The 20,923-nt window shown below is 64.7% G+C and carries 17 protein-coding genes and 1 tRNA gene; 3 read left to right on the top strand and 15 right to left on the bottom strand.

Annotated elements, in window-relative coordinates; all coding sequences use genetic code 11:
* Nucleotides 1–72 precede the first annotated feature (72 nt).
* Nucleotides 73–1,149, bottom strand: coding sequence for a porin (locus tag Q7V20_RS22505; protein ID WP_304796120.1), 1,077 nt, complete (start codon nucleotides 1,147–1,149; stop codon nucleotides 73–75).
* A 182-nt stretch (nucleotides 1,150–1,331) separates the two neighbouring features.
* Here Q7V20_RS22505 and ruvB point away from each other — a divergent pair, with 182 nt between their 5' ends.
* Nucleotides 1,332–2,417, top strand: a complete 1,086-nt coding sequence (gene ruvB, locus Q7V20_RS22500; protein WP_304796118.1) for a Holliday junction branch migration DNA helicase RuvB — start codon at nucleotides 1,332–1,334, stop codon at nucleotides 2,415–2,417.
* A gap of 8 nt (nucleotides 2,418–2,425) precedes the next feature.
* Here the strand turns inward: ruvB and Q7V20_RS22495 are convergent, their stop codons facing one another.
* From Q7V20_RS22495 to Q7V20_RS22475, 5 genes are all read right to left on the bottom strand, one after another.
* Entirely contained in the window at nucleotides 2,426–2,665 is a 240-nt protein-coding gene (locus tag Q7V20_RS22495; RefSeq protein ID WP_304796116.1) for a sulfurtransferase TusA family protein, read from the bottom strand.
* A gap of 14 nt (nucleotides 2,666–2,679) precedes the next feature.
* Complete coding sequence (cysM, locus tag Q7V20_RS22490; RefSeq protein ID WP_304796220.1) at nucleotides 2,680–3,582, bottom strand: cysteine synthase CysM; 903 nt, start codon at nucleotides 3,580–3,582, stop codon at nucleotides 2,680–2,682.
* A 96-nt stretch (nucleotides 3,583–3,678) separates the two neighbouring features.
* Nucleotides 3,679–3,763, bottom strand: a tRNA-Leu gene (locus Q7V20_RS22485).
* Nucleotides 3,764–3,784: 21 nt separating this feature from the next.
* Complete coding sequence (locus Q7V20_RS22480) at nucleotides 3,785–5,056, bottom strand: amidohydrolase family protein (RefSeq protein WP_304796114.1); 1,272 nt, start codon at nucleotides 5,054–5,056, stop codon at nucleotides 3,785–3,787.
* A gap of 67 nt (nucleotides 5,057–5,123) precedes the next feature.
* Complete coding sequence (locus tag Q7V20_RS22475; protein WP_304796112.1) at nucleotides 5,124–6,851, bottom strand: methyl-accepting chemotaxis protein; 1,728 nt, start codon at nucleotides 6,849–6,851, stop codon at nucleotides 5,124–5,126.
* On the opposite strand from Q7V20_RS22475, the gene Q7V20_RS22470 reads away from it, so the two are divergent.
* Nucleotides 6,850–7,005 (top strand): hypothetical protein, encoded by a 156-nt coding sequence (locus Q7V20_RS22470; RefSeq protein ID WP_304796110.1) that lies wholly within the window; start codon nucleotides 6,850–6,852, stop codon nucleotides 7,003–7,005. The two genes, Q7V20_RS22475 and Q7V20_RS22470, sit on opposite strands and share 2 nt — an antisense overlap.
* Before the next feature lie 9 nt (nucleotides 7,006–7,014).
* Here the strand turns inward: Q7V20_RS22470 and upp are convergent, their stop codons facing one another.
* The 3 genes from upp to Q7V20_RS22455 are packed head-to-tail and all read right to left on the bottom strand — an operon-like array spanning nucleotide 7,015 to nucleotide 10,196.
* Nucleotides 7,015–7,656 carry a uracil phosphoribosyltransferase gene (upp, locus tag Q7V20_RS22465; RefSeq protein WP_304796108.1) on the bottom strand — a complete coding sequence of 214 codons (642 nt, stop codon included), beginning with the start codon at nucleotides 7,654–7,656 and terminating at the stop codon, nucleotides 7,015–7,017.
* Between the two features lie 9 nt (nucleotides 7,657–7,665).
* Nucleotides 7,666–8,937 (bottom strand): DUF1688 family protein, encoded by a 1,272-nt coding sequence (locus Q7V20_RS22460; protein WP_304796106.1) that lies wholly within the window; start codon nucleotides 8,935–8,937, stop codon nucleotides 7,666–7,668.
* An 11-nt stretch (nucleotides 8,938–8,948) separates the two neighbouring features.
* Nucleotides 8,949–10,196 (bottom strand): GTP cyclohydrolase II, encoded by a 1,248-nt coding sequence (locus tag Q7V20_RS22455; RefSeq protein WP_304796105.1) that lies wholly within the window; start codon nucleotides 10,194–10,196, stop codon nucleotides 8,949–8,951.
* A gap of 200 nt (nucleotides 10,197–10,396) precedes the next feature.
* Here Q7V20_RS22455 and Q7V20_RS22450 point away from each other — a divergent pair, with 200 nt between their 5' ends.
* Nucleotides 10,397–11,011: a rhomboid family intramembrane serine protease gene (locus tag Q7V20_RS22450; RefSeq protein WP_304796103.1), complete on the top strand. Its 615-nt coding sequence runs from the start codon at nucleotides 10,397–10,399 to the stop codon at nucleotides 11,009–11,011.
* Here Q7V20_RS22450 and Q7V20_RS22445 read toward each other — a convergent pair.
* From Q7V20_RS22445 to ileS, 6 genes are all read right to left on the bottom strand, one after another.
* Nucleotides 11,005–11,967 carry a DMT family transporter gene (locus tag Q7V20_RS22445; RefSeq protein WP_304796101.1) on the bottom strand — a complete coding sequence of 321 codons (963 nt, stop codon included), beginning with the start codon at nucleotides 11,965–11,967 and terminating at the stop codon, nucleotides 11,005–11,007. The genes Q7V20_RS22450 and Q7V20_RS22445 overlap by 7 nt on opposite strands.
* 43 nt (nucleotides 11,968–12,010) lie before the next feature.
* The gene (locus tag Q7V20_RS22440) at nucleotides 12,011–12,943 is read right to left on the bottom strand and encodes a DUF4394 domain-containing protein (RefSeq protein WP_304796099.1); all 933 of its coding nucleotides are present in this window, start codon (nucleotides 12,941–12,943) and stop codon (nucleotides 12,011–12,013) included.
* Between the two features lie 128 nt (nucleotides 12,944–13,071).
* Nucleotides 13,072–16,185 (bottom strand): multidrug efflux RND transporter permease subunit, encoded by a 3,114-nt coding sequence (locus Q7V20_RS22435; protein ID WP_304796097.1) that lies wholly within the window; start codon nucleotides 16,183–16,185, stop codon nucleotides 13,072–13,074.
* Nucleotides 16,186–16,188: 3 nt separating this feature from the next.
* Nucleotides 16,189–17,322, bottom strand: coding sequence for an efflux RND transporter periplasmic adaptor subunit (locus tag Q7V20_RS22430; protein WP_304796095.1), 1,134 nt, complete (start codon nucleotides 17,320–17,322; stop codon nucleotides 16,189–16,191).
* Nucleotides 17,323–17,402: 80 nt separating this feature from the next.
* Complete coding sequence (gene lspA / locus Q7V20_RS22425; RefSeq protein ID WP_304796093.1) at nucleotides 17,403–17,921, bottom strand: signal peptidase II; 519 nt, start codon at nucleotides 17,919–17,921, stop codon at nucleotides 17,403–17,405.
* A 3-nt stretch (nucleotides 17,922–17,924) separates the two neighbouring features.
* On the bottom strand, nucleotides 17,925–20,789 hold the full coding sequence (ileS, locus tag Q7V20_RS22420; protein ID WP_304796092.1) for an isoleucine--tRNA ligase: 2,865 nt from the start codon (nucleotides 20,787–20,789) through the stop codon (nucleotides 17,925–17,927).
* Between the last annotated feature and the right edge of the window lie 134 nt (nucleotides 20,790–20,923).

Genomic DNA, 20,923 nt, shown 5'->3' with positions numbered 1-20,923 from the left:
GGCAACATCAAGGTCAACCAGACATGAAAAAAGGGGCCGAAGCCCCTTTCCATCAGATCAATCAAGCCTTGATCAGAAGGCGTGAGCGATGCCGAAGGCGATGCCGCGTGAGCTTTTGCCAAGCTCAGTCAAAGCAACACCGGAGACGTTCAGGTTGGACAGGGACTCGTTGTTCACGTTGGTCACCAGGCCATACACCGAAGTACGCTTGGACAGGTTGTACACGGCCTTGATGGCGGCGATGGTGGCATCGTCATGATCGCTGTTGGTCACTGCTCCAACAGCCACGTTGCTGGCTTGAGCCAAACTGGCTTGCACACTGAAGTTGGCAGTGATGGGCACACCCACACGGATACCGGCCAAGACCAGACGATCAGCCCCGGAGACCTTGGTTTCGGTGTCGTAGTAGCCGGTCAGCTTGAGCACGCCGAAGTCGTAGCCTGCATACAGCAGGGTGGCATTGGCCTTTTGATCACCAGCGGTGGCAGCCGACTCGTCTTTGGCAGACAGGTAGCCCAGGCCAGCCGAGAAAGGACCAGCAGCGTACTTGACGCTCAGGCCATAGGCCTTGCCAGCATCAACACCGGACAACTCAGTGCCAACAGCGCCCGAAGTGCCCACTGCCGTGGAGTACTGCAATTGAGCAGACAGGCCTGGCAGGAAAGTGGGCAGCACGTAAGTGATGGCGTTGTCAACACGGCGATAGCTGTCGCCAGCGCGGGTTTTGGCGATCTTGAAGTCGTCATAGGCTTGAGCGCCCAGGATCTTGGTGTCGCCAGCCAATGCGCCGATCGACGAGTCGATGCGACCCAGGCGCAGTTCGCCGAAGCCACCTTGCAGGCCAACCCATGCTGCGCGGTCGAAGAAGCGCACGGTAGCACCCGAAGCGGTGTTGCCATTAGCACCAGTGTCAGCCTTGATCGCCGTTTCCAGGGCGAAGTTGGCACGCAGACCGCCGCCCAGGTCTTCAGAACCCTTGAAACCCAGGCGCGAGGTGGCCAGGTTGTCGGACGAAACGCGGGTCACGCCCTTGTCGCCCTTGACGTTTTCGATCGAAACATCGACCACGCCGTACATGGTGACGGAAGATTGGGCGAAAGCGCCCGAGGTAGCAGCCAGAGCAGCGATCGCCAGCAAAGTCTTTTTCATTGAATTCTCCAAAGTTGAACCAGAGGCCTCAGCGACGGTGCCCAACAGCAGCCCGCCGAAACTGATCGAATTGCAACAGACTTTTGCGATCGGCGTGATGACAGGGTTGTCATAAACCCCAATCCAAACGGCTCATCGTTGTTCAAAGGCAACACCGCCAAGAAGCCGGATAATCCACGCCCATGAGCATTCAAACCGATGACTTCGGAAGTTCGGCACGCCCCAAACCTTCTAGCGCCCCCGCTTTCGAGGCCCCCAGGGTGGTCGCGGCCGGGGTGACTTCGCCGCACGAGGATGCGCTTGAACGTGCATTGCGCCCCAAGGATCTGCACGAGTACGTGGGGCAGACCAAGGCGCGCGAGCAACTGGAGATCTTCATTGGCGCGGCGCGCAAGCGCGGTGAGGCGCTGGACCATGTGCTGCTGTTCGGCCCGCCGGGCCTGGGCAAGACCACGCTCAGCCACATCATCGCCACCGAGCTGGGCGTGAACCTGCGCCAGACCTCAGGACCCGTGCTGGAAAAGCCCAAGGACCTGGCCGCCATCCTGACCAACCTGGAACGGCACGATGTGCTGTTCATCGACGAGATCCACCGCTTGAGCCCGGTCGTCGAGGAAATCCTCTACCCCGCTCTGGAGGACTACCAGATCGACATCAAGATCGGCGACGGCCCGGCCGCGCGGTCGATCAAGCTGGACTTGCAGCCCTTCACGCTGGTGGGCGCCACCACGCGGGCCGGCATGCTGACCAATCCGCTGCGAGATCGCTTCGGGATCGTGGCTCGGCTGGAGTTCTACACAGCAGAAGAATTACAGCGCATCGTGACGCGATCAGCCCGGTTGTTGAATGCGCCGATTGATGAGCAAGGTGCTTTGGAGTTGGCTCGTCGCTCACGTGGCACACCTCGCATTGCCAACCGCTTGCTGCGCCGGGTTCGCGACTATGCCGAGGTGAAGGGCGATGGTCGCATCACCCGCCAAATCGCCGATCTGGCCTTGGCCATGCTGGACGTGGACCCGCTCGGCCTGGACGTGATGGACCGCAAGTTGCTGGAGGCCATCATTCACCGCTTTGATGGCGGGCCGGTGGGCCTGGACAACCTGGCCGCGGCCATTGGCGAAGAGCGCGAAACGATCGAGGATGTGATCGAGCCTTATCTGATCCAGCAAGGCTTTTTGCAGCGCACGCCGCGTGGGCGCATGGCCACGGCATCGGCGTTCAGGCACCTGGGCTTGAATCCACCTTCGGGGCCTGAGTTGCTGCTGTAACGCTGGGTTCAGCGGCGGCGCAGGAAGTGGGTGTATTCCTCTTGATCGCCGTTGAGCTTGGTTTGCTGATCGACCAGGTCGTTGCCAGTCTGGCGGGCAAAGGCCTGGAAGTCGCGCACCGAACCGGGGTCGGTGGCCAAGACCTTGAGCACCTCGCCGCTGTGCATGTCCGACAAGGCTTTCTTGGCCTTGAGGATGGGCAATGGGCAGGTCAGGCCTCGGGCGTCAAGTTCCTTGTTGATGTCCATGAATGAATGGTACCTCAGGCGGGGAACACGCCAGTGGACAGATAACGGTCGCCGCGGTCGCAAACCACGAACACGATGGTGGCGTTGCTCACGGTTAGCGCCAATTGCAGGGCCACCCAGCAGGCACCGGCCGCCGAGATGCCGCCGAAAAGCCCTTCTTCGCGGGCCAGGCGGCGGGCCATGTCTTCGGCATCGGCCTGGCTGACGTGGACGATGTCGTCGACCCGGCTCGGCTCATAGATTTTGGGCAGGTAAGCCTCGGGCCATTTGCGGATGCCAGGGATGCGCGAGCCTTCGCTGGGTTGGGCACCGACGATGCGCACGGCCGGGTTCTTTTCCTTGAGGAAGTGCGAGACGCCGGTGATGGTGCCGGTGGTGCCCATGGCGCTGACGAAGTGGGTGACTTCGCCTTGCGTGTCGGCCCAGATTTCGGGGCCGGTGGTCTCGTAATGGATGCGGGGGTTGTCGGCATTGGCGAACTGGTCAAGCACCAGGCCTTTGCCATCGCGCACCATCTGGTCGGCCAAATCGCGCGCGTATTCCATGCCGCCACTCTTGGGCGTGAGGATGAGTTCGGCGCCAAAGGCCTTCATGGTCTGGGCGCGCTCCACGCTGAGGTCTTCCGGCATGATCAAAATCATGCGGTAGCCGCGGATGGCAGCGGCCATGGCCAGGGCGATGCCGGTGTTGCCGGAGGTGGCTTCGATGAGCGTGTCGCCGGGCTTGATCTGGCCGCGTTCTTCGGCGCGGCGGATCATGCTGATGGCGGGGCGATCTTTGACGGAGCCGGCGGGGTTGTTGCCTTCCAGCTTGGCCAGGATGACGTTGCCGCGCGCTTCATTGTCGGCGCCGGGGATGCGTTGCAGGCGGACCATGGGCGTTTTGCCAATGACGTCTTCGAGCGTGGGGTAGTTCATCGTGTCAAACAGGGTCAGCGGTGTGCGTTGAACCGGTATTGTGGCAGGCAACAAAAAACCCGCCACGCTTGGTCAAGCATGCGGGTTTTGATTGTGTGGTGCCCCGGGCCGGAATCGAACCGGCACCCCTTTCGGGACCGGATTTTGAATCCGGCGCGTCTACCAATTTCACCACCAGGGCTCTGATGTGAGGGGTCGGAGTTTAGCATAGAAAGCTGACGCTTTCTGGGCGCCCAGGAAGGGCCAAGGCGGCCACGCTGGGTGGCGTCTGGGCCACGATCCGGCCCTGGCGAATGACGTGCAAACGGGTGGCGCGCAAGCGGATGGCTTCGACCGGGTTGCGGGCTTGCAAAACGACCAGGTCGGCGTTGCAGCCCACGTCCAGCCCGTAGCCTGACAGGCCCAGGATCTTGGCGGGCGTGCTGGTGACCGCCTCGAAGCATTGAAGCATGGCGGCCTGGCTGGTCATCTGCGCGACGTGCAAGCCCATGTGCGCCACTTCCAGCATGTCGCCGCTGCCCATGCCGTACCAGGGGTCCATCACGCAGTCGTGGCCAAAGGCCACATCGATGCCCTGGGCCAGCAGTTCGGGCACGCGTGTCATGCCGCGGCGTTTGGGGTAAGTGTCGTGGCGGCCTTGCAGGGTGATGTTGATGAGCGGGTTGGCGATGGCGGCCACACCCGCTTCCTTGATCAGGGGCAAGAGCTTGCTGACGTAATAGTTGTCCATGCTGTGCATGGAGGTGAGGTGTGAGCCGGCCACCCTGCCCTGCAAGCCCAGCCGTTGCGAATGGAAGGCCAGGGTTTCGATGTGGCGGGACATCGGGTCATCGGTTTCGTCGCAGTGCATGTCCACGCGCAGGCCGCGCTCGGCGGCCAGTTCGCACAGCAGGCGCACGGAATCAAAACCATCCTGCATGGTGCGTTCGAAATGGGGGATGCCGCCAACCACGTCCACACCCATGTCGAGGGCACGCTTGAGTTGGACCAAAGCGTTGGGGCCGCGCAGCACACCATCTTGCGGAAAGGCCACCAGCTGCAGGTCTAGGTACGGCTTGACGCGTTCGCGCACATGCAGCAGGGCTTCGACGGCCAGCAGCTTGGGGTCGCACACGTCAACGTGCGAACGGATGGCGAGCAGGCCTTTGGCCACGGCCCAGTCGCAATAGGCCATCGCCCGATCGACCAGGGCGTCTTGCGTGAGTTGCGGTTTGAGTTCGCCCCACAAGGCGATGCCTTCCAGCAAGGTGCCTGATTGGTTGATGCGCGGTTGGCCGTAGCTGAGGGTCGAGTCCATGTGGAAATGGGCATCGACGAAAGGCGGGCTGACGAGTTGGCCAGCCACGTCGATCTCTTGCGCGGCGGGCGTGGATAAGGCGGGCTGCACGGCCACGATCTGGCCGCCCAGGATGCCGATGTCTTGATCGGCGCGGCCATCAGGCAAGTTGCCATGTCGAAGGATGAGGTCCAGCACAAAAGCTCCTGGGCAATGACTTGCCCAGGAGCCTAGCAGGCTTCACGCCATGTGTTGCGGCGCTTTTTTAGAAGGTTTCCCAGTCGTCGGCATTGGCCGAAACGGCTTTGGCCATGGCAGGCTCGGAGCTTGGGGCCGTCAGCGCCAGCGGGGCGGTCTTGGGGGATGCCTTGGTAGTGCTCACTTTGGCGGCGCCCATGGTTTTGACGCTCTGAGGCAATGCTTTGACGAGGGGCTTGGCAGCTGCGCCATTTTGGTGCATTGATGCTGGCAATGCGGGGACGTTGGGCTTGGCGCCCGATTGCTGCGCCGATGCGCTGGTCTTGAAGGCTGCGACCGAATGCGCCAAAGCCTGGGCTTGGGTGCTGAGGCTGTCGGCCGCCGCCGTGCTTTGCTCCACCAGGGCCGCGTTTTGCTGCGTGGCCTGGTCGAGCTGGCCGATGGCCTGGTTGATCTGGGCAATGCCCTGGCTTTGCTCGGTGCTCGCGTGGGCGATTTCACCGACCAGATCGGTGACTTTGCGCACCTGCAGGACCACGTCGCTCATGGTGGCGCCGGCGGCGCTGACCAGGTCGCTGCCTGCGTTGACTTGTTCGACGCTGTCGCTGATCAAGGTTTTGATCTCGCGCGCGGCCTGAGCGCTGCGTTGCGCCAGCGAGCGCACTTCGCCAGCCACCACGGCAAAGCCTCGGCCCTGCTCGCCAGCACGGGCCGCTTCCACCGCCGCGTTCAGCGCCAGGATGTTGGTCTGGAAGGCGATGCCATCGATCACGCCAATGATGTCGGCGATCTTCTTGCTGGAGGCCTGGATGCCGCTCATGGTGTTGACCACCTGGCTGACGACTTCGCCGCCGCGCGCGGCCACTTCGGAAGCGGCGCTGGCCAGTTGATTGGCTTGCCGGGCGTTGTCGGCGTTGGTGCGCACGGTGCCGGACATCTGCTCGACCGAGGCCGCGGTTTCTTCCAGGTTGGAGGCCTGGTTTTCGGTGCGGGCGCTCAGGTCCTGGTTGCCATGGGCGATCTCGGCCGAGGCTGTGGCCACGGATTCGGCGCCAGCGCGCACTTTGGAGACGGTGCCCGAGAAGCTGTCGATCATTTGGGCCAAGGCACGCTGCATGGCGCCCACTTCATCGAGGCGGTCGGAGTGGATGGTCTGCGTCAGGTCGCCTTCGGCCACGGCTTGCAACACCTGGGCGGTTTCGCGAACCGGCACGGAGATGATCTGCGCCACGTACATGGCCATGGCCATGCCCAGGATCACCGCAGCGATCACGACGCCGAGGATGGCCCAACGCGAGCTGTTGTAGATGTCCTCGACTTGCGCACCGGCCTCATGGCCACCTTTGACGTTGAGCTGGACCAACTTGTCCAGCTTGTCGCTGGCCTGCGCGAAGAGTTGCTGACTGCGTCCCAGCAGCCGCGATTTGGCGGCGTCGTTCTGCCCGGCCTTCACCTGGGAGATGATCTCCTGGTGCTCAGCCAGGTAGGCGCTCCAGTCTTGCTTGAAGGCGTCCCACATGGCTTTTTCCTCGGGGCTGGAGATCAGCTTGACGTACTCGGACTCGCTCTTGGCCAACTCCGCCGTGGCTTGCACGATGTCTTTTTCAGCCTGCTGGACTTCAGGCGCATCCACCGCCGACACCAACTCGAAATCGCCGAGGCGCAAGTCGGCGGCCGCCATGCTGTGCGCCGAAATCGTCTGGATGCTGGGCATCCAGTTGCTGACCACTTCGCTGGACTGGTCGTTGACGGCCGACAACTTGAGCACGGCAAACACGCCAAGCAGCACGGTCATGGTCAATACCACCGCGAAAGACAGCATCAGCTTGGCACGCAAGCGCAAATTGGCAAACCACGACATCGCAACAATCCCCAAAGAAAAGGTTGTCGGCAGTTTGGCCAGAAACCTGTTCAGCGAAGGTGCGATGCACGCCCGAATCCGCGCTTAATTCCCGCAATCAGACGGTGCCAAAGATCCGATCCCCGGCATCACCCAGGCCAGGCACGATGTAACCGTGGTCGTTGAGGTGGCTGTCCAGCGAGGCCGTGATGATGGGCACGTCCGGGTGGTGTTTGAGCATGTTGGCCACGCCTTCTGGCGCGGTCAGCAGGCACAGCAGCTTGATGCTGGGGCAGCCGCACTCCTTGATGCGGTCGATGGCCGCGACAGCAGAATTGCCGGTGGCCAGCATGGGATCGACCACGATGACCTGGCGCTCGGCAATGTCGCTGGGCACCTTGAAGTAGTACTCCACGGGCTCCAGCGTGCCGGGGTCGCGGTACAGGCCGATGTGGCCCACGCGCGCCAGCGGTAGCAGCGACAGCAGGCCGTCAACCATGCCGTTGCCGGCGCGCAGGATGGACACCAGGCACAGCTTTTTGCCGCTGATCACGGGCGAATCGAAGGTGGTGATGGGCGTGGGGGTGGACAGCAGTTCGGTCGGCAGATCACGCGTGGCCTCGTAGGCCAGCATCTGGCTGACTTCGCGCAGCAGGCTGCGAAAGCTCTCGGTGTTGGTGTCCTTGTTGCGCAGCCAGGTGAGCTTGTGCTGCACCAGGGGGTGGTCGATGACAAAGAGGTTGGGGAAGTCGTGGGCCATGTCTCGTCCTTAAAAAACGGTGCCGTCGCTTTCGATGTGCACGGGCGGCACACCGCCCGGGCGCTTGGCCTGGGCGATTTTGCGCCCCGCCGCCCAAGTGCCGCCTTCCAGCACGCGGGCCAGCGGGAATTGCTCCATGCTCAGGCCCAACTCGCCGCGCACGGCTTCGGCCAGGTGGTCGAGCACGGCCACGGTCAGGGCACGCCATTCCACGATGGGCTCGGCATCGACGGTCCAGCGCTGGGTGTGGAAGGCTCGGTCGCGGGCTTGCAGAACGCCCAGGTCCAGCAGCAGGCCGCCATTGCGGTACTCGGGCAGGCCGGTCAACTCGTCCAGGTCGGTGATGGTCAGGCCCGCGTCTTCCAGAGGCTCCAGCAAGGAATAAGTCAACCATTGGCTGAGCTTGTGGAAAGGCACCCAGCCATCCGGCGCCTGGGGGTGGCGCCAACAATCGCCCAGGTTGACACCGCCCAGCTGATGGCGGCCTGACCAGATGTCGCCCAGGGTGTTGAGCAGCACGGCCAGCACGGCCGAGGCCTTGATCTTGCCAGTGGGTGCCTGGCGGAACAGGGTGTCGACCAGGTGGCCGGGGCGCAGCAAGCCGGGCGCATCAGGGCGGCCATAGATGTCGGGGTGCTGCTCCAGCGCCAGCGACAGGCGGCGCAGCAGATCGGCCCGCCCCTCCAGGCCGACCAAGGGATTGTCGGTGCGCACTTGCAAAGCCCGCCCCACTGCCTGCGCGTCTACCAGGGCCAAGGCTTGCGCATCGGACCGCGTCGGGTGCAGCGGGTTGCTGGACAAGGCGCCCTTGGCCCACCACCGCAAACTGGCCACGCCCAGGCCTTCGGACCGGGTCAACGTTTGGCCCGTTTCCAAATCGGCATAGCTCCAGGCCGCACCGGCTCCGGCATCCAGCAGAACGCTGATGACGACCAGGTCCACCCTCGAGCGGGCTCGCTCCAGGCGCGCTGTGTGGCCGTCCAGCCCGTGCTGGTGGGCGACCATGGCCCAGCGGTCCAGGCCACCGGCTTCAAAGTGGCGCCAACGGCTGTGGTACGGCACCTGCAGATCGGGGTAACGCTCGCGGATCACCCCGGCCACGTAGGCGGCGGCCACCGCCACGCGCTCAGGGTGCCAGGTGAAGTGAGCAGACTGCCCGGCCTGGGCCGCTGCCATCAAGGCCGAAGCGCTGCGCCGAACCGCTTGCGCGGTCAACAACGATTCAGGCGTGAGCAAAGGTGGGATGCCCCCCTGCCCTGCCGTGCGAACTGGTGGGTTCATGTTCATGACGGTCATTCCATCAACCCGCGCCCCTTGGGCAGGGCCAGTTCGGTCGCATCCGGCGTGTAGTGGGAGAAGTAGCCTGCGGCTTTCTTCGCATCCATCTCCACCTGCGCATCGGCCGGGATCAACTCTTCAGGGATGGGCACGCGCTCCACCACCTCGATGCCTTGCTCGACCAGCGCGCCATGCTTCATGTCGCTCATCGAGGCCCAGCGGTCGATGCGCTTGATGCCCAGCCAATGGAACACATCGGGCATCAATTGCTGGAAGCGCATGTCTTGCACGCCGGCCACGCATTCGGTGCGCGCGAAGTAGGTCTCGGCACGGTCGCCGCCCACCTGGCGCTTGCGAGCGTTGTAGACCAGGAATTTGGTGACCTCGCCCAGGGCGCGGCCTTCCTTGCGGTTGTAGATGACGAGGCCGACGCCGCCTTGCTGCGCCATCTCGATGCAGACCTCGATGCCGTGGGCCAGGTAGGGGCGGCAGGTGCAGATGTCGGAGCCGAACACGTCCGAGCCATTGCATTCATCGTGGACCCGGCAAGCCACCTTGGTGGAGGCCTGCCCCAGTTTGGCCACATCGCCGAAGAAGTACAGCGTCATGCCACCAATGGGCGGCAGGAAGACTTTGAGGTCGGGCCGCGTGACCAGCTCGGGGAACATGCCGGCCGTTTGCTCGAACAGGTTGCGGCGCAGGGCGCTTTCCTTGATGCCGAAACGCTCGGCCAAACCCGGCAGGTGCCAGACCGGGTCGATGGCGGCCTTGGTGACCTTGACATCGCCATTGGCCGCCAGGATGTCGCCATCGGGCTTGAGCCGACCCGCGGCGATCGAGGCCACCAGCTCGGGCATGTTGATGTGGGCCTTGGTGATGGCGATGGTGGGCCGCACATCCATGCCAGCGGCGATCTGCTCGGCAAAGGCCACCGAGACCATGTGGCCCCAAGGGTCCAGCGACACGATTTTTTGCGGGTCTGCCCACTGGGGGTGCGGGCCGATGGTTTCAACCGGCGCCGTGTTGGTGAAATCGGGCTTGTGGTCGCGCTGCAAGGCCCCCGAAGCGACGGCCAGGGCGCGGTAAACCGAATAGGCGCCCGAGTGGGTGCCGATGACATTGCGCTGCGCCGGGCTGCCCACACTGGCCACCAGCGGCCCTCGCTCGGCCGCCGTGGGCGCCCCCCAGTGGACGGCGGTGGGGCTGCCGGGCCCGCCGCCGTGGCGGGCGGGGTGCGACGTGAGCACGATGTGGGCGGACATGGTCGTGGTCTCCAGCGGTAGTGGCGCCGTCGATGTGCGGTGCCTGGTTCAAACCATAGCGAGTTACGTGCCAGCATGCTGTGACCGATTGCCGACACAAGCCCGAAATTGAAGCTTCCCCCACGATCAATCAAGGCGAATGAGGTTGTTCAAGGGGCTCTATGATGGGGATCTGTTCAGCCCCCACCTTTCGTGACCGCATGCCTCCTCTGCCACCGATCACCCAGGCGCTGTTGCTCATCAACGTTGCGCTGTTTTGCATTGACGAAGCCCTTGGGCAGGTTTTGTCCTACTGGCTGGCCCTGTGGCCGCTGGAGTCGTCCCAGTTCTACCCCTGGCAGGTGCTCACCTACGGCCTCATGCATGGCTCGTTCACGCACCTGTTCTTCAACATGATGGGCATCTGGATGTTCGGCGCTGAACTGGAGCGCGTCTGGGGCCCCAAGCGCTACAGCCACTTCATGTTGGCCAGCATCTTCACGGCGGCCTTGTGTCAGTTGCTGGTGTCGCAGCTGAACGGCTCGATGAACCCCACGGTGGGCATCTCAGGCGGCTTGTTCGGCCTGCTGCTGGCCTTCGGGATGATGTTCCCCAACCGCATCATCGTGCCTTTGATCCCGCCCATCCCGATGAAGGCCAAGTACTTCGTGGCCATTTTTGGTGGCCTGGAATTGCTGTTTGGCGTGACCGGCACGCAGGCCGGGGTGGCCCACTTTGCCCACCTGGGCGGCATGCTGGGTGGCTGGCTGATGATCCGCTACTGGCGCGGCCAACCGCCCTTTCCGCCCAAGCGCCGTGGTGGGCGCACTCACTGAGGCACAGCTCGCCTTGATGACGACAACGCGATGCCCGCCACGATGAGCAGCAACGCGCAAGGGTGATACCAGCGAGGGTGTTGCCCCAGCAGAACAGCCGCCCACACGGCGGCGAAGATCGGCGTGAGGTTGATGAAGAAAGCCGCCAGGGTGGGCCCCACGGCTTGCACGCCCAGGCCCCAGCACCGATAGGCCACGATCGATGGGCCCAAGGCCACGAACGCCAGGCCAACGGCCAGCCTCAGCATGGGTGGCCAGGCATTGATCGCCTCGATGGCCGACGCCACTGGGACAGGTGGCGAGGCCGTGGGCACGGCCCACTCCAGCCCGCTGCACAGCACCGCCCAGACCAGGCCAAACAACACTTGCAACCACAGGAACTCGGCCCAAGCCCAGCTTGGCCTTTGCGGCGCCACCATGGACAGAGGGGGTTTGGCCAGCAGCCAGCTGTAGAAGGCCCAGGCCAGGCTGGCCAGCAGCATCAACAAGTCACCCGGCACCAGCTGCACCTGCAGCAAGGTGCGCCACTGGCCTTGCGCAATGACCAGCACCACCCCGACTGTGGACAGGGCTGCACCACCCCACTGGCGGCCACTGACGGGCTGGCCAAAGAACACCGCGCCCACCAGCATCATCCACACCGGGATGCTCGCGCCAATCAGCGTGACGTTCAAAGGCGTGGAGGTTTGCAGCGCCAGGTACTGCAATGAGTTGTAGGTGCCCACGCCCAAGGCGCCGATCAAGGCCAGGTAGCGCCAGCGGGCACGTACTTCGCCGGGCCGCTGCCAGACCTTCCAGGCCATGGGGGCCATCAGCACGGCCACCAGCGCCCAGCGCACGGTGTTCATCTGCACCGGGGGCATGAGCCCCACCAGCAGCCGCCCCACCACGGCGTTGCCCGCCCACATGATGGGCGGCAGGGTCAGCAGCAGCAGGGTTCGGGCGTCAAGTTTCAAGGCGGGCCACCAAGGGGTAGCCCGCCATTAGATCAGAGCGGCATCAGGCTTGGCGACGACGGCGCATGACCATCGGTACCAGCGCCAGGCCCGCCAGCGTCAGGGCCCAGGCCGAGGGTTCCGGCACGGGTGACACAGAGGTCAGTCCGATGATGGAACTCACCGGCGCGCCCGCCACGCCGAACTCACCGATCCAGGTGGCCAGGTTGGCACCGGGCGTCAGCGAGATCGAGTACAGGCCGGTTTCGCCCGTGTCGCCGTTGGTCAGCGCGGCAAAGGCCTTGCCCGATGCCGTGATGTCAAAGCCGGCCACCGCGCTGGTGTTCACGCCCAGCGAGCCGATCAGCGTTTGGATGCCGCTGGTGGGCAGGCCCTGTTGATACAGGCTGTCGGACGCCGCATCAATGCCGAAGAGCGCGGTGCCCGTGGCCGGGTTGGTGTCGTTGTTGGTGTAGGCCGAGCCCACGATCTGCAGCGTGCCGCCACGGATCGTGTTGTCGGTGATCACCTTGCCAGCGTTGGGGCCGCTGACGGCGATGCGCAGGTTCTCGGAGGCATTGCTGACCACGCGCAGCGAAGGTGCGCCGCTGAGGTCGGCCACCGGGTTGAAGTCGAACCCGAAGGCGGTGCCACGCAGGCCGGTGAAGGTGTCGCTGGTGTCGGTGGCATCGGCCGTGAGCGAGGTGACCAGACTGGCGACGCCGGTGCCCGCGTTCAAGGTGTAGAGGTTGTTGTTGATGCCCAGGGCATAGACGATGCCCGTCGTTGGCCGCATGTCAATCGCGCGCAAGCGATCGTTGCCAATGAGGCCGGAGATGGTGGTCAGGCTGCCCAAGGACGGCGCGGACGTGTCGAAGGTGAGCAGCTTTTGGTCCGAGGTCAGGGCCAGCATGGATTCGGCCAGCGCCCCCTGCCCGATGAAGGCAGACGACAGGAACACCGCAGCCGACGCCGTCAGCTTTGATTTCAATTTCATGATGATTCACTCCTAGCTGTGTTGCAAAGGCCAGCCGACGTTGTGGAATATCGGACTGGCCCAGGTACTGGCCAGGAGGACGCCAAACAGATGCAAAAGCGTGATTTATTTTGCATCCACCCCCATGTTCAGGGGGTCTGCAAGGCTGCAGGCGCTGGCCGCCGGTGGAAAAGCCGGTCCAGCGCCACGTACACCACCGGTGTCGAATACAGCGTGAGCACCTGGCTGACCAGCAATCCACCCACCACCGCGAAGCCCAGTGGCTGGCGCAATTCGGCGCCCGTGCCCAGGCCCAACATGAGCGGGATGGCCGCCAGCAAGGCTGCGATCGTGGTCATCACAATGGGCCGAAAGCGCGCCAGGCAGGCCTCGTGGATGGCCTCGCGCGGTGACAGCCCCCGCTCGCGCTGGGCCTGCAGCGCAAAGTCAACCAGCAGGATGCCGTTCTTCTTGACGATGCCGATCAGCAGCACCAGGCCGATCAGCGCCATCACCGAGAAATCCATGCCGCTGAGCCACAACAGGGCCACCGCCCCCAGGCCGGCCGAGGGCAAGGTCGACAAGATCGTGAGCGGGTGCACGAAGCTCTCGTAAAGCACGCCGAGGATGATGTAGACGGCCAGCACGGCGGCCAGGATCAGGTAGGGCTGCGAGGCCAGCGAATCCTGAAAAGCCTGGGCCGCCCCCTGAAAGCGCCCGGCCACGCGGGCGGGCACGTTCAGCTCGGTGCGCGCCTGCGTCATCAATTGCACGGCCTCGCCCAGCGACACGCCGGGCGCCAGGTTGAAGGACAGGTTCACCGCGGGCGACATGCCGTTGTGGGCAATGGTGAGCGGGCCGTTGTCCAGCGGCTCGGCACGCGCCACCTCGGCCAGAGGCACCATCTGGCCCGTCTTGGTGGAGCGCAGGTAGAGCCAGTCCAGGCTGTCCGCCCGGCCGCGCAAAGCCGGATCGATCTCGAGCACCACCTGGTATTGGGTCACCTCGGTCTGCACCTCGCTGATCTGGCGCTGGCCGTAGGCGTTGTAGAGCAACTGGTTGATGTCGTCCACGCTCAGGCCATGGCGGGCCGCTGCGGCGCGGTCGATGGTGAGGCGGGCCACGCCAGCGCCCAATTGCAAGTCATTCGACACATCGCGGAACTGCGGCAGGCGGCCCAGGCGCTCGGTGAGCCGGTCGGCCCAGGTGGCCAGCTCGTCGCTGTCATTGCTTTGCAGGGCGTACTGGTACTGGGTGCGGGCAGGACCTGTTCCCAGGTTGATGTCCTGGGCCGAGCGCAGGTAGAGCGCCATGCCCGGCACCTGGTTGAATTGCGGGCGCAGGCGGTCGATCAGTCCTTCGGCCGACACGTCGCGGTCGCCGCGGTCTTTCAGCACGATCCAGAAGCGCCCGCTGGACAGGTTGGAGCTGCCACCGGTGGCCCCCACCGAGTGAGCAAAGCCCTGCACCGCTGGATCCTTGGCCACGATGGCGGCCAAGGCCTGGTGCTTGGCTTCCATCTCATCGAACGACAGATCCTGCGCCCCCTGGGTGGTGCCCAGCACAAAGGCCGTGTCCTGCAGCGGGAAGAAGCCCTTGGGCACGCCCACGTAGGCGGCCACCGCCACGGCCAAGGTGGCGAAGAAGGCCGTGAGCATGGTGCGAGGGTGGTCCAGCGCCCAGCCCACGCTGCGGCCATAGCCCGCAATGAAGCGGCTCAGCCAATTGTCGTCATGGTGAGCGGGGGCGCTTTTCATGAAACGCGAGGCCATCATCGGCGCCAAGGTGAGCGAAGCCACCACCGATACCAGGATGGCCACCGTGACGGTGACGGCGAACTCGCTGAACAGCCGGCCCACCACGCCCCCCATGAACAGCAGGGGAATGAAAGCCGCGATCAGCGAGATGCTGATGGACATCACCGTGAAGCCGATCTCGGCCGAGCCTTTGAGGGCAGCCTCGCGCATGGGCTCACCGGCTTCCAGATGCCGGTGGATGTTCTCGACCACCACGATGGCGTCATCGACCACGAAACCCACCGCGATGATCAGGGCCACCAAGGTCAGGTTGTTCAGGCTGAAACCCAGCGCGTACATGCCCGCGATGGTGGCCACCAGAGCCACGCCCAGCACGGCCGTCACGATGATGGTGGCCGACACCTGGCGCAGGAACAAACCCATCACGACCACCACCAGCACCACGGTCAGGCCCAGGGTGATCTCGACCTCGTGCAGCGAGGAACGGATGGTGCGGGTGCGGTCATTGAGCACGCTGACCTCGACGCTGGCGGGCAGGCGCTCTTGCAAGCGCGGCAAGGCGGCCAGCACGCGATCGACCGTGTCCACGATGTTGGCATCCGGTTGGCGGCGCACGATGATGCTCAGGCCCTCACGGCCGTTCTGCCAAGCTTTCACATAGTCGTTCTCGGCGCCCTCGATCACCTTGGCCAGGTCACCGATGCGCACGGGCACGCCGTCGCGGTCGGTCACCACCACGTCGGCGTAATCCTTGGACTTGAAGAGCTGGTCATTGGTGGCCAAGGTGGCGTTGCGCTCGGCGCCCACCAACGAGCCTTTGGGCTGGTTGACGTTGGCTTTCTGCACGGCGGCGCGGATGTCGGCCAGCGTGAGCCCCTGGGCGGCCAGTTGCGCAGGCGAGGCCTGGATGCGGATGGCCGGCTTTTGCTGACCGGTGATGCCCACGTCTGAGACGCCCTGGATCTGGCTGATCTGGCGCGTGAGCACCGTCTCGGTCAGGTCGCTCAACTCAGTGGTCGACAGCACATCGGAGTTGACGCTCAGCACCAGGATCGGGCTGTCGGCCGGGTTCACCTTGCGCCAGGTGGGCTGCGAGGGCATGTCGGACGGCAGGCGGCCAGCCACCGCGTTGAGCGCGGACTGCACTTCCTGCGCGGCGGCGGTGATGTCCTTGTCGAGCGTGAACTGCAGCGTGATGCTGGTGGCGCCCAGGGAGCTGGTGGACGTCATCTGGGTGATGCCGGCGATGCCGCTGAGCTCGACTTCCAGTGGCGTGGCCACGGCCGCGGCCATGGTGTCAGGGCTGGCACCGGGCAGCCGCGCCGAGATCTGGATCGTGGGGAACTCGGCCTGCGGCAGCGGCGCCACCGGCAGCTTGGGGAAGGCAAAGAGGCCCAGCAGCACCAGGGCCAGGGTCAGCAGCGTGGTGGCCACAGGGTGGTCGATGAACCACGCTGAGATGTTGACTCGGGATTGAGCATCCTGGGGCTGAGGGGTGCCAGACATGCGTCAGCCCTTCGCGCCATCGAGCACGCGCACGGCTTGGGCGGGTTTGAGGCGCGACTGCCCGTCCACCACCACCCGGTCACCCGGCTTGATGGCCCCGGTGGCCAGCACGGCGCGTTCATCGTTCTGCCAACGCACCGACACGGGCACCATGTCGGCTTTGTCGCCCGTCACCCGCCACACGAAGCTGCCCTTGAGCCCGCGCTGCACCGCATTGGCAGGCACCACCAGGGCTTGCGGCATTTGGCCGGTCACCAGGGTCACCGCCACGAACTGGCCGGGCCAAAGGTTCTCGGCCGCGTTGGGCACCTGGGCTTTCAAACGCAGGGAACCGTTGCCAGCATCGACCACGTTGTCGGCCGTCAGCAGTCGGCCTTGGGCCAGGGCCGTGCCGCGTTCGCGGTCGGACACGCGCACGGTGGCGCCGCCTTTGACCTTCAAGGCTTCACGAACATCGACCAGGCGGGTTTGGGGGGCCGAGAACACGATGGCCATGGGCTGGGTCTGGACCACGGTGACCAAGCCCGCCGCGTCGCTGGGCCGCACAAGGTTGCCGACATCCACCGCACGCAAACCCACCCGCCCGGACACCGGAGAGGTGATGGTGGTGAAAGACAACTGCACGCGGGCGGCGCTCAAGGCGGCTTCCTGGGCGCGGATCTGAGACTGCAACTGCACCACCGCCGCCGCCTGCTGATCACGTTGCTGCACCGGAACGGCCGACTGCGCGGCCAGGCCTTCATAGCGCTTCAGGTCGGCACTGGCCAACTGGAGCTGCGACTGCAGGCGCGTCAGTTCGGCTTCGGCCTGGGCCAATTGGGCTTTCAGAGCGCGGTCATCCAGCCTGGCCAGCACATCGCCCCGGGCCACGCGTTGGCCTTCGGTGAAGCGAACTTCAGTGAGCACGCCTTCGATCTGGGGCCGCACCAGCACCTGGTGCAAGGACTGCACATGGCCGATCATCCGCAACTCCAGCGGCACATCCTGCTGCACAACCTGCGCGACCCTCACGGGCACGCTGGGTGCCGACTTGGGCGCGGGCGCCGCCTGGAGACGCGGCGACCAAGGCATCGTCAACGCGATCAGGCCTGCGCCGACAAGCAGGCAGACCGCCCACCAGGTTCTGGACATGAACATGCGCTTTCCGTGTGAACAACCAGCGCATGTTAAAGGAGCGCCGTGCGCGCCTTGTTAAGGCCAGGTAAAGCCCTTGTGGATCAGGACTTTCGAACCCGGCGCAACTCATCAAGGATCAGCAAGGCTGCCCCGATGGTGATGCTGCAATCGGCCACGTTGAAGGCGGGAAAGTGCCCCCCCGGGAACAGCGGCGCCATCCACGACCAGTGGAAATCCAGAAAATCAACCACGTAGCCGTAAACCAGGCGGTCCACCACATTGCCGACCGCACCGGCCAGGATCAGGGACAGGGCCCAGGCGAACATCTTTTGCTGCCCGTGCTGGCGCAGCATGTAGACGATGAACCCGGCGGCCAAGGCCCCCAGGCCCACGAAGAACCAGCGCTGCCAGCCCCCCGCGTTGGCCAGGAAGGAGAACGCCGCGCCCGAGTTGTGCGCCCGCACCAGGTTGAAGAAACCGGTGACGTGGCGGCTGTCACCGTGCTGGAAAAAGCCCACGACCAAGGTCTTGGTGAGCTGGTCGAGCAAGAAGATGACCAGGGCGATGCCCAGCCAGGGCAGGAGGCCGCCCGCGGTGCTGCTTGATTTGCGCGTTGCCATGAATCAGGCCACCTGCCGGGCTTCGCCGGCGCCGAACAGGTTGCTGACGCAGCGGCCACAGATGGTGGCGTATTTGGGGTCGCTGCCCACGTCGTCACGGTAGTGCCAGCAACGCTCGCACTTGGTCGAGTTTGAAGGGGTGACCGACATCGCCAGGGCATCGCCTTCGGCCAGGGTGGCCTTGGAGGTGATCAGCACGAACTTCAGGTCGTCGCCCAGCGATGTCAGCAAAGCATGGTCTTCGGCATTGGCGGTCACCGTGACGTCGGCCTGCAAGGAAGCGCCGACCAGACCTTGCGTGCGCACGGCTTCGATGTCCTTGTTGACCAGCTCGCGGATCTCTTTGACGCGCGACCACTTGGGCAGCAGCGCGGCATCGGTGTCACCGAAATCCCAGTAGGTCTCGGTGAAGATGGTCTCGCCTTGCTTGAGCACTTGCCAGGCCTCCTCGGCGGTGAAGCTGAGGAAAGGCGCCATCCAGCGCAGCATCGCTTGCGTGATCTGGTACAGCGCGGTCTGTGCGCTGCGGCGGGCCAACGACTTGGGCGCGGTCGTGTAGAGGCGGTCCTTCAGCACGTCGAGGTAGAAGGCGCCCAGGTCTTCAGAGCAGTAGACCTGCAGCTTGCCGACCACGGGGTGGAACTCGTAGCGCTCGTAGTGGGCCAGGATGTCGGACTGCAGTTCGGCGGCGCGCGCCAGGGCGTAGCGGTCGATCTCCAGCAACTCGCTGGCGGGCACAGCGTCTTTGGCAAAGTCGAAATCGGAGGTGTTGGCAAGCAGGAAGCGCAGGGTGTTGCGGATGCGGCGGTAGCCGTCGACCACGCGGGCCAGGATCTTCTCGTCACCGGCGATGTCGCCAGAGTAATCGCTGGAAGCGACCCAAAGGCGGATGATCTCGGCACCCAGCTTCTTGCTGGTCTCTTGCGGATCCACGCCATTGCCGAGCGACTTGCTCATCTTTCGGCCCTGGCTGTCCACCGTGAAGCCGTGCGTGAGCAGGCCCTTGTAAGGCGCGCGGCCGTACAGGGCGCTGGCCACCAGCAGCGAGCTGTGGAACCAGCCGCGGTGCTGGTCATGGCCTTCCAGGTACAGATCGGCCTCTGGGCCTTGGGCGTGGCCAGCGTCAGGGTGGCTGCCGAACTCGGGGTTCAGCACGTGGAAGAAGGACGAGCCCGAATCGAACCACACGTCGAGGATGTCGGTGCTCTTGCTGTAGTTTTCAGCCTCCGCTCCAAGCCATTCGGCCGGGTCCAGCTTGGCCCAGGCTTCGACGCCACCGGCTTGCACCAGCGCCACGGCGCGGTCGATGAAGGCCATGGTGTCGGGGTGCAATTCGCCCGTCACCTTGTGCAGGAAGAAAGGCAGCGGCACGCCCCAGTTGCGCTGGCGGCTGATGCACCAGTCGGGCCGGTTGGCGATCATGTCGCGCAGGCGCACGCGGCCGTTCTCGGGGTAAAAGGCGGTCTGGTCGATGGCGTCCAGCGCGATCTGGCGCAGGGTCTTGTCGGCCTTGTTCGAGGTGAACACGCCTTCGCCTTCGTCCATGCGCACAAACCACTGAGCAGCCGCGCGGAAGATCACCGGCTTCTTGTGGCGCCAGCAATGCGGGTAGCTGTGGGTGATGTCGCTGGAGGCCAGCAGGCGGCCGTGTTCGCGGAGTGTCTCGATGATGACGGGCGCGGCTTTCCAGATGTGCTGGCCACCGAACAAGGGCAGCTCGGCCTCATACACACCGTGGCCCTGCACGGGGTTGAGGATGTCGTCGAAAGCCAGGCCATGGGCCAGGCAGGACTGGAAGTCGTCCACGCCATAGGCGGGCGCGGCGTGCACGATGCCGGTGCCGTCTTCGGCGCTGACGTAGTCGGCCAGGTAGATGGGAGCTTCGCGGTCGTAGCCTTTGTCCACATGGGCCAGCGGGTGCTTGAACTTGAGTCCTTCCAGCTTGGCGCCGGTGGTCGTCGCCATCACCTTGACCCGGTCCGGCTCGAAGCCGAAGCGGGCCGAGGCTTTCTCGACCAGCGATTCGGCCAGGATCAGCAGGCCGCGCGGCGTGTCGACCAGGGCGTAGCTCAGCTCAGGGTGCACGTTCAGCGCCTGGTTGGCGGGGATGGTCCAGGCAGTGGTCGTCCAGATGACAGCGAAGGCATCCTTGCCGCTCAAAGAAGGCAGGCCAAAGGCAGCGGCCAATTCGGCGGGCTGACTGCTCAGGAACTGCACATCCAGCGTCTGCGATTTCTTGTCGGCGTACTCGATCTCGAACTCGGCCAAGGATGAGCCGCAGTCAAAACACCAGTACACGGGCTTGAGGCCACGGTAAACGAAACCACGCTCGATCAGCTTCTTGAGCGCGCGGATCTCTCCCGCCTCGTTGCTGAAGTCCATCGTGCGGTACGGGTGGTCCCAGTCGGCCAGCACGCCCAGGCGCTTGAAGTCGGTGCGTTGCAAATCAACCTGCTCGCCAGCGTAGGCCCGGGCCTTGGCCTGCACGTCGTCGCGGCTGAGGTTGCGGCCGAAGGTCTTCTCGATCTGATTCTCGATGGGCAGGCCGTGGCAGTCCCAGCCGGGCACGTAAACGGCGTCCATGCCCTTGAGCTGGCGCGCCTTCACGATCATGTCTTTCAGGATCTTGTTGACGGCGTGGCCCATGTGGATCTGGCCGTTGGCGTAGGGCGGGCCGTCGTGCAGCACGAACTTGGGCGCGCCACAGCGGGCATCGCGCAGCTTCTTGTAGATGCCCTGGTCTTCCCATTGTTTAGCCCAGCCCGGCTCGCGCTTGGGCAGGTCGCCGCGCATCGGGAAAGGGGTGTCGGGCATGTTCAGCGTGGCGCGGTAGGCGCTGCCGGCTTGGCTTTTGTCGTCTTGGCTCATGTCGATCTCGGTCAAACCAGACCCATCCGGCGCGCTGGGCGCTGGTGTGGTGGGTCCGTGGGCATCTGGGGCATCGCCGACCGACTCGGCGTGTGCGGGGGCGACTGTGTCCGGGCTGTCCGCAGGCAGCAGCC

Origin of the sequence: Aquabacterium sp., assembly GCF_030652515.1 — a bacterium.
GTDB lineage: Bacteria > Pseudomonadota > Gammaproteobacteria > Burkholderiales > Burkholderiaceae_C > Aquabacterium.
This window is presented reverse-complemented; position numbering and strand designations above follow the sequence as displayed.